The sequence below is a fragment of the Pseudomonas sp. YA1 genome, from assembly GCF_058680555.1.
The window spans coordinates 1-1,324 of record NZ_JBZWBG010000045.1; the positions used below are offsets into that span (position 1 = coordinate 1).

A 1,324-nucleotide genomic window follows, 5' to 3' on the forward strand; every position below is an offset into this window, starting at 1 on the left:
GTGTCTAGTCCTGAAATAGGTTTACACCTGCTCAGGTAGGCCGATAGGTCTCAAAGCGCCCGATGCACCGCATCGGGCGTTTTGTTTTTCAGGGCCATGTGAGGCCGCTCTGTGTTGTAGATCTGCACGGCTTCAGCAACCATCTTCCTTGCCTGATCCAGATTTTCAGGGCTACTCAGCAGCAGCTCTGTTTTGAGGATTCCGTTGATGCGCTCAGCTAGCGCGTTCTGGTAGCAGTCATATCCGTCAGTCATCGAGCACTGGACGCCATGCCGTGCATGCAGTGACTGATACAGTGCCGAGCAGTATTGAATACCGCGATCCGAGTGGTGGACCAGTGGCTGGCGACGCTGCCGTTTGCGTAGGGCCTGCCTAAAGGCTTGTGCAACTGACTTGGCATGCAGGCTTTCATGCACATGGTGGCCAACAATTTTTCTGGAATACGCATCCGTTACCAGGCTTAGGTACAGCGGGCCGCTACTGGCTGGCAGGTAAGTAATGTCCGCCACCCAAACGTGCTCCGGTCCTGACGGGACAACCTGGTTCGGGCCTGACTTGAGTAGGTTCGGATGGCGGTAGAAGCGATGAAAGCTTTGTGTTGTCTTGTGATACGCCCGCTTGGGCAACACCAGCAAACGGCGCTCTCCCAGGACCTGAAATAGTCGGTCTCGGCCAATTTGGAGCCGCCTATCAGGCTGGCAATGCAGCAGATAGTGCAGCTTTCGTGCGCCTAGTCGTGGCTGACGTATCCGGATTTGTTGAACAAATTCGACAACCCGATCTGCCTGGCGTGCTTTGCTATCAGCAGCTCGATTGCGCTTGTAGTAAGCCTGTCGGCTCATGCCAAGAAACTGACAAGCCCTGGCAATGCTCAGTCCTGCGACTTGACCTTGCGAGAGGACTTGCCGGATCGCTTTTTTACGACCGATACACCGTAATCATTTTTCAGGACATCAACGACGGTCTCGAAGAACTGAGCCTTCTGGCTCATCAACTCAAGCTGCTGCTCAAGCTCTTTGATCCGCTGCTCTGGAGTGAGCGTTTTGGGGTCAGACATCGCGCAACTCCTCTCGGCCCGAATCGACGCCCCTTGGCTCCAATCCTGCCGACCATGCTTGCGCAACCATACCAGAACCGTCGACCGGCCCTGGATGCCATACCGCACCTGGGCCTGCTTGTAGGTCAGTTCGCCTTTTTCGATCTGATCAACGACGGCCAATTTAAAAGACAGTGAGTAATCTCGCTGTGTGCGCTTTACACCTTGCTCCATCTAGCTCTCCGGAAAATCGGCATGGGAGGTGTAAACCTTATTCAGGACGGGACA

Annotated in this window: 1 protein-coding gene; it reads right to left on the reverse strand. The window is 54.7% G+C overall.

Features of this window, described 5'->3' with window-relative positions; genetic code table 11:
- Positions 1-50: 50 nt before the first annotated feature.
- Positions 51-1,270, reverse strand: a protein-coding gene (locus AC4OR5_RS30880; RefSeq protein ID WP_196741074.1) for an IS3 family transposase whose coding sequence is annotated in 2 segments (ribosomal slippage) — positions 51-922 and positions 922-1,270 — 1,221 coding nt in all. Because the reading frame shifts where the segments join, the coding sequence is not laid out codon by codon here.
- Between the last annotated feature and the right edge of the window lie 54 nt (positions 1,271-1,324).